Consider the following 7,648-nt stretch of genomic DNA (forward strand, 5'->3'; position numbering starts at 1 on the left):
TAGGCGATTTAAGTAAGTAAAATAGGGTAGACCTCTTCAATGGAAGTTGTCCCATTTTCAACTAATTTTATTGCATTATTTTTTAGGGTTGAAATCCGATTGATTTGTACATAACCATCAATTTCCAATTGATTTCCCATTATAAGTTCTGATAAGTTATTAGTAATTGGTAATATTTCGTAAATGGCCTGTCGTCCATTATAACCTGTATAATGACATTTTTGGCACCCAACCGGTTTAAAGACATTTTGTAAAGACTTTGGTATTTCGAAATTTTCGGGGAATTCATTTTTATCAATATTTGTTTTTATTTTGCAATGAGGGCACAATTTTCTAACTAGGCGCTGGGCGATACTTGCGTTAAGTGTACTTGCTATTAAAAATGGTGGGATACCCATATCAATCAGTCTTGAAATAGTAGCCCATGCTGAGTTTGTATGAATCGTTGATAAGACTAAATGACCTGTAAGCGCCGCCCGAATAGCCATATTAGCTGTATTTGCATCTCGAATTTCGCCAACCATTATAACGTCGGGGTCTTGCCTGAGAAAGGTTCGTAAGGTACTGGTAAAATCTAAACCAATGGACTCTTTAAGTTGCACTTGATTTATACCCTCTAATATATATTCTATAGGGTCTTCTATAGTTAAAATGTTAGTGGTTTCGTTGTTTAGTAGTTTTAATGTGGCATATAGTGTAGTGGTTTTTCCTGAGCCCGTTGGCCCCGAGATTAATATTATACCATTAGGTTTTTTGATGGTTTCTTTGTAAATACTCAATTCTTCTTTGGTAAGGCCCAAGTCTGTTAGGGAAATATGTTGGGTATCTCTTTGTAGTATTCTCAAAACCATTTTCTCGCCATATAGTGTGGGTAACGAAGATACCCTGACATCAAATTCATTATTTTTTAGAAGAACGCTAATTCGTCCGTCTTGTGGCAGTCTTTTCTCAGAAATATCGAGCCCTGCTTTAATTTTGAGTTTATTAATGAGTTTAGGATAATCGGTTTTTGCAATTACATAATGCTCTATAAGTTTACCGTCGAGACGAAGCCTTACTCTGCATTTGTTCTCATAAATTTCAAAATGAATATCGCTACTACCGATATTTTGAGCTGTTAAGAGCAAGTTTTCCAAAAAGTCTTCTGAATAGTTGAGACTATCCTTTGATTTGTTGTTATTCTCTCTATAGTTAGCAGCCAGTAACAGATTAAGTTGCTCGTTAGCTGTTTCAACCAATACAATTTGTTTACCTAAGATGATTTCAAGTTCTTGTTTTAACGAATCTGTTGGTTGAAGACAATTAAATTTCAAAGAATTCGGACCTACTTCTACCGGAACAATTTTGTAGTGATAAGCCTGCTCACCGGAAATGGTTTGTATGATTTCTTTTGGTAATTTATGTAAGGCATTAATCATTAAAAACTATATTGATAATTATATAATTCTAACCATATGACGACAAAACAGCCAAAAATAAATAAGCTCATGTAACCTGCTAAAGGAACAGAATCATCAGCTTGTTTATTTTTAAGGATTAAATGTGTAACCAATGAAAATAAAAGCGCACTAATCATAATCACCATAAAAGAGACTGTAGCAAACATTGCTGATAACCCAAGAAAAAAAAGTACATCACCTAAACCAAAAACCGCAGTAACAGGTTGTTTTAATTTAAATTTAGCGTATAATACAATGGTTAAGAAGAGGATTGAAACAAAGAGTACGTTTATTGTGATATTCAACAAGTATACCCGGGTAATGGTGTTAGACCAATAAAGCCAACCGCCCAAAATTGATACAGCAGGGAATAAGAATACATTCACCTGTCTGCTGTTGTAATCTTGTATAAAAATTAACCAAAGAAATGTGAGCAACAATAGTTTGATAATCATAATTAATCTTTTACAATTTGTTTAGGAATACCATCTTCGGTAATCTCCCATACATTAAAAACACCGTCACCATCAAAGTCGGTAACTGCTGTTGCACGTGCTGTGAAAGCGTTATTATCAGCTTTTATAATTTCATAAGTGTAGTTGCTTGTGCCATTATTGTTGACTGTTTTTGGAGCTTCAAAATCAATCTCGTCTAAATGATTGGCATATTTTGAATTGAGGTATCTATAGGTGGTTTGATTATTGTATAAATACTTCAATTGAATTTGCGCTTCTATGCTTTTTGCTTTTACTACCAATGGCATTAAATTTGGAAGTGCAATCAACATAAACACACCTATAATTAGTAATACAATGAGTACTTCTTGTAAGTTGAAAGCACTTACTTTAGTCGTTAGTTTCATAGTTGTTATTTTAAATAAATCCGTGAAATTGTGCGCGTTCTATCAATTTTTTGTCGCCGCCGTTTTCAATTTGAAATAGGTCTTTTAGTTTTCTTTTTCTAGATTCGAGTCCGCTAATTGAAAGGTGCACCTCTTTAATTATATCTTTCATTTTATATCCCTGTGAAATAAAGTATAGAATATCTCTGTCGATTTTATCTAATTTGATATTACAGGTTATTTGTTTTCTTAGTACTTTGAGTACAGACCTTGAATAATAGGTGTTCAAGTTAAAAACAGATTTGATGGCTTTTTTCAAGTCTTCTCCATCTACATCTGTTTTAATGATTAATCCTTCGGGATTTATATTAGCTATGAGGTTATTGATGCGATAATTACAGTTAATATTGGTAATAACGGTAATAATTGTTTTAGTGAAAAATTTACGGATTTCTTCACCAAGGTCTTCACCGCTGTAAATTTTATCAATTTTAGAAGGCGGAATACTGATGTCTAAAAACACCAAGTCGAACGGATTAGAGTTAACAGATTGGTGAATGAGTTTTAAGGCATCTGAACAAGTGTGAGCGATTTTATGTTTGAATTCAACCACACCAAACTCGTATGCATGTCTGTTAAGTAAATCTTTTAAGTAATTACAGAAAATGGGTTCGTCTTCTACGATGAGAACATTTATTTGTTTTTTCATATTTAGGATAATTAAAAATTACAGAGGGATAATAAAAAATTAACATCCATTATGGCACTAAAGTAACGCTTGTCATTCAATTTGAATAAAGGAAAAACCTTTTAAATTGTAAGGAAAAACCTTAATTCGGCTATATTGTTAATGATTTAAAATTAAGCATATTAATTTTATGGAATCATAAAACTTATTCAAACAATATCAACAATGTTGATATTAAAGACACATCCGGTGTTGTAAACTTACTAGTTGACCTTTTGTGAAACCTCTGTTGAAATAGGTAACTGTGGCATGAAATATTAGTGAATGCCATTTAAATAAAGGAAAAACCTTTAAAAATTCAAGGAAAACCCTTTACGATATTGAAATTTAGCTATTTAATTTTATCGAAATAATAAAAGGTGTTATAAAGTTTGATTAGATCATTATAACATTCAATAAAATTTCAATTAGTTTAATTTAAAAAAATCATTCCATGAAAGCCTTGTTTACAAAATCTATTTCCTGTTTGTGCTTGTTAATAACTAGCGTTATCGGGGCTCAAGAATTGCCTGAAATCATTCCTCCTTCTCCAACGGTAGCCAACTTAATGCAGTTTGAGGAGGTACCTGTAAGTTATTATACCGGGCAGCCTAATATTTCTATTCCACTTTATAGCAAAAACATAGGAGGCAACTTATCCTTAGATATAAGTCTCAGTTATAACACTCAAGGAATTAAAATTAACAATCGCTCAAGCTGGGTTGGTACTGGATGGTCGTTGAATGCCGGAGGAGTCATATCTCGAACTGTTAGAGGTTTGCCTGATGAATGGCCTAGAAATTCAGGTGGGATTACTGGTGAAGGTGTTTTCCACAATGATGATTTTTGGAATTATGATAATTTAACAATTGCCCAAAAACAAGAATTTTTATGGAACAGTGGAGGTACTCCTGCTGACAAATATGATTATGAACTTGATTTATTTCAATTTAATATTATGGGTGCTACCGGTCGATTTATTATAGTTAAAGAAGCTGGACAATTAGTCCCAAAATTATTGACTAAAAATCAGAGTATTAAAATAGTGTTGGATTATGATAATAATTCTGCGAGTCCCACTTATTTTGCTTTAAATAAATTTACAATTGTAGATAATAATGGAAATCGTTTCATATTTGATGAAAAAGAAACATCTGTTGCTCAGCCATTTAGTGCGATTGAATATTTTGATAATACAACAAACATTTCAGGCGCAAGCGATGATTATGTAAGTACCAATGCATGGCATTTATCTAGAGTTGAAAATAGTAATGGAGAGGAACTTATAAGCTTTAGCTATCAGACAAGTGTTGAAACTTATAATGTTTCTGTTTCGAGAACAGATACTCGGCCATTAGTTGATGCAACTAATACAGCAAATTGGAATAATCTAAGTCAAATTAATTATAATGCTATTAACATTAAGCCAAGAAAAATTTATGCTTATTATGTAACCTCTACTTCTACAAAGAAAATTCAAAATGTATATTTCCACGATGGTAGTTACGTTAATTTTGAACTTTATAATAAAAGTTTTTTAACACATCCAGAAACGAATGGTCATGCTTTAGGTTACATTAAAATAAAGAACCCAAATCATACGGATAATAAGTTATTCAAATTTAATTATGGATTAATAGGTAGACTTTGGCTGAATAGTATTGAAGAAACTGCAGGTGGTAATACACATCCCTATCAATTTGAATATAACAATGAACAGCAATTACCAAATTTTGATACGGTTAATTTGACAGACGATTGGGGCTATTATAAAGGCGCATCTTTAACGGGTTGTGGGATTGTTATTCCAAGTCAAAGTGTGATTACTACAGGGTTACTGAAAAAAATTATTTATCCAACCGGAGGTAGTAAAGAATTTGAATTTGAAAGACATCAAATAACCTATCAAGGTAATCAGCAGTTAACTGACAACGGATATAGAGATAAGAATCCTGACAACTGGATACCTCAAAATAACACATACTCTTTTAGTAGCACGGGAAGTTTGCCACAACAATTCACTTTATCGCAAGAACAACAAATAGTTTACAAATTAATAAGTACCACCGCCAATCAAAGTGAGCAAGAAAATTCTATGATAAGAATAACAGGACCCAACAATTACATTCAAACCTTTATGTTAACCCAAGAGGAAGTATGGTTTACAGCTCCTGCAGGAACCTTTCAAGTAGAACTTGTTAATTTAAATTTGGGTGCTAATTACACAGTTGATATTTGTTTGGGATATAAAAACTTTATTTCTAATATTAAGAGATATGTCTATGGTGGCGGTGTAAGAATTAAGAATATAATTTTTAAAGATAACCCCAATGATCTTACAAATAGTAAATTAATATCATTTAATTATGATGAATTAGGTTCTCAAAATAAATCGTCAGGTTCTATTGATGGTAAAATTACCGGAGTTATCAAAAGGCATGTCGAACCAGTCACCAGGATTTTGATTAACGAAAACTGTCCATTAAGTCCAATAAATGAACCGATAACCTTTAATTTTGAAGTCATCATAAATTCGGCTAGAGCAGAATTAACCCAAGGGCAATATGTGGGCTATAAGAGGGTAAAGACATTTGAATCTGGTAACGGGTTTAATGTTTATACCTTTACTTCAGCACAAGATTTTTATAGTCCTTCAAGTGTTTTTGAGTTTCCTTATAAACCGGCAGATGATATTGATTATAAGCGGGGTCTGCTCATAAAACATGAAGTTTTTAATAATACATCACAGTTATTAAAAGAAACTATAAACCTGTATTCTTATCAGGAAAGTATAATTGGACCATCTTATGTGCTCTACAATGACGATTGTGAATGGAAACAATTTTATAGCAGGTATAATTTTTATGTTCAAATGACGACGGATCAAGAAATGACAGCTTGTTATGGTGAGAACGGATGTTCTAGAGATTGTTTACTTTTTTATGACAATTGTGGCACTGCAGCACCTATGTGGTTTGAAACCAATCATGTAAAATCTACTTGGGCAAGGCTTGAAGAAACCACCACCAAAGAATACTTTTATCCTGCCACTGGCGGGCCTCTTGTAAAGGAGGTACGTAAGGAATTCGATTACAATCCACAAAACTATCAAGTCAGTGTTGAAGATACTTATTATGACAAGTCGGGCTCGGAGGAGCATTTGCAAACCAAGTATTATTATCCGCTTGGGATATCATTAAACAGTAATACCGGCACAGTTAAAAATGCATTGGTTAATCTCAATAAAATCAATGAAGTTTTAGAGACGCAAAGTTATAGAAATGGTGTTAAGTTAAGCGAAATGCATAATATATACCATCAATTTGCCACGAATCAAGTATTGTTAAAAGAAGTAAAAGTGGGCAAGAATACCTTAACGCCTGACAAGCGCATTGAATTCCACAGATACGACACTTATGGTAATGGGTTAGAGGTTAGCAAAGCAGATGGCACCAAAATAAGTTATATCTATGGCTTTAACGGCTCCTTACCGGTTGCGAAAATTACCAATGCTAATTATTCTCAGGTAGAATCAATAATAGGCACTACCATGTTAACCGGTAACCTTACCACCAGTCAGCGCAATAACCTTCTGAATGGATTGGGTAGTGCCATGATTAACTTTTTAGAGCATGACCCTGCGGTAGGTATTACAAAAACCTATAATGAGCGTGGATTGCTTAATAGTTTTGACTATGATCCATTTAATCGCTTGATAAGAGTTAAAGACCACAACGGTATGGTAGAGGGCTATAATGCTTACCATTATAAAAGTCAGCTCCAGCCAGTGCCGCTACCATTTTAAAAAGTTAAAAAAAATAAAGACAAATGCGAACAATCAAATCCACACTGCTTTTCATACTAGCTATAAGTATGAGTAGCTATTTAATGTCTCAAGAGTTAAATTTTGAAATCAATAGCCCAACCATCTATGATGAAACCATCGATTTGGGTATTGGGAGTAGTTTTACTAAGAATGGTATGATACTTACCTGGGTACAAGAAGTATCTGGGCAAACCCATACTAACCAATTGGAAATCATAAGCAGCGCAGGTAATTGGGATGTGGACAGCTCTACAGGAAACCTAATTTATAATTTGGTTCAAGAAGGTAGTGGCATTACATTGACTATTATAGGACAAACCGATGGTATTACAGCTGAGTTGACCATGCCATCCAGCGACCCTGAGGCGCCTACTTTGGTGTACACCTTTACAGAATGTATCATTAGTTATCTTTAAAACCCACACCCATGCCAACAAACAGCATCCGTCGTGATTGGACTCGTCCAATCCTGATTCTATTGTTACTATCAACAATAAGCATAGCAAAAGCCCAAAACCTCCAAGGCCCCACACAGGTAAGTCCGAACAGCACCCACGATTACACTTTTAGTAATGGATTATTAGCAAACCCAACCTGGACGGTAGTTGGTGGCACCGTATTAAGCACAACTATGGTAAAAGGTACAGCACAATACACCGCCACGGTACAATGGGGCGCAGCAGGCGCGGGGTCAGTAACCTTTAACTCCTTTGGTACACCACTAGAAACACTCAATGTTACTATCACAGGTTCCGGCACCGGAGCCACCCTATTAAGCGACCGCAACTACGTATATACTTTAGTACCCAGAGAAG

The 7,648-nt window shown here is 34.1% G+C and carries 7 protein-coding genes; 3 read left to right on the forward strand and 4 right to left on the reverse strand.

From position 1 onward, the window contains the following. Positions 1–8 precede the first annotated feature (8 nt). The 4 genes from FJ651_RS06165 to FJ651_RS06180 all read right to left on the reverse strand — a co-directional run bounded on the left by FJ651_RS06165 (position 9) and on the right by FJ651_RS06180 (position 2,989). Positions 9–1,418: a GspE/PulE family protein gene (locus FJ651_RS06165; protein WP_140989579.1), complete on the reverse strand. Its 1,410-nt coding sequence runs from the start codon at positions 1,416–1,418 to the stop codon at positions 9–11. After that, complete coding sequence (locus FJ651_RS06170; RefSeq protein WP_140989580.1) at positions 1,418–1,825, reverse strand: hypothetical protein; 408 nt, start codon at positions 1,823–1,825, stop codon at positions 1,418–1,420. Before FJ651_RS06170 ends, FJ651_RS06165 begins: the two co-directional genes overlap by 1 nt. Positions 1,826–1,896: 71 nt before the next feature. Then, on the reverse strand, positions 1,897–2,301 hold the full coding sequence (locus tag FJ651_RS06175; RefSeq protein ID WP_140989581.1) for a type IV pilin protein: 405 nt from the start codon (positions 2,299–2,301) through the stop codon (positions 1,897–1,899). A 10-nt stretch (positions 2,302–2,311) separates the two neighbouring features. Beyond that, positions 2,312–2,989, reverse strand: coding sequence for a response regulator (locus FJ651_RS06180; RefSeq protein WP_140989582.1), 678 nt, complete (start codon positions 2,987–2,989; stop codon positions 2,312–2,314). Between the two features lie 472 nt (positions 2,990–3,461). Here FJ651_RS06180 and FJ651_RS06185 point away from each other — a divergent pair, with 472 nt between their 5' ends. The 3 genes from FJ651_RS06185 to FJ651_RS06195 form a co-directional block, all read left to right on the forward strand. Further along, the gene (locus FJ651_RS06185) at positions 3,462–6,812 is read left to right on the forward strand and encodes a hypothetical protein (protein ID WP_140989583.1); all 3,351 of its coding nucleotides are present in this window, start codon (positions 3,462–3,464) and stop codon (positions 6,810–6,812) included. Positions 6,813–6,835: 23 nt separating this feature from the next. Next, positions 6,836–7,249, forward strand: a complete 414-nt coding sequence (locus tag FJ651_RS06190; RefSeq protein ID WP_140989584.1) for a hypothetical protein — start codon at positions 6,836–6,838, stop codon at positions 7,247–7,249. Positions 7,250–7,260: 11 nt separating this feature from the next. Then, a partial coding sequence (locus FJ651_RS06195) for a hypothetical protein (protein WP_140989585.1) occupies positions 7,261–7,648 on the forward strand: 388 nt, incomplete at its 3' end.

Origin of the sequence: Paucihalobacter ruber (genome assembly GCF_006494535.1) — a bacterium.
Taxonomy (GTDB): Bacteria; Bacteroidota; Bacteroidia; order Flavobacteriales; family Flavobacteriaceae; genus Paucihalobacter; species Paucihalobacter ruber.